The 234-nt window shown below is 49.6% G+C and carries 1 protein-coding gene; it reads right to left on the bottom strand.

The genetic code is table 11. The features are described from left to right. Positions 1 to 7: 7 nt before the first annotated feature. Positions 8 to 234: peptidoglycan recognition protein family protein (locus HBA93_RS23730; protein WP_286202180.1), on the bottom strand; the 227-nt coding region annotated here is incomplete at its 5' end.

Below are 234 nucleotides of genomic sequence, written 5' to 3' on the forward strand. Positions count from 1 at the left end.
CGTTTACTCATGACAGCCTCAATGGTGCGGCAGGCAAGCCCATATCATGTGCCCAATCACGGGCATCAAAGCACGGGCATTCTTTCAGCCACTCATGCTTTTCAATGATACCGTTGCCGTTTTTGTCAGGAGATAAATCGCGGTGGCCGAGGATTTGAGCGTTTGGATATCGGGTCAAAAGATCACGGATCAGCTTGGCGGCCATGGCCTTTTGCTCAATCGTGTAATTATCTT

Origin of the sequence: Ochrobactrum sp. SFR4 (assembly GCF_019730395.1) — a bacterium.
GTDB lineage: Bacteria > Pseudomonadota > Alphaproteobacteria > Rhizobiales > Rhizobiaceae > Pseudochrobactrum.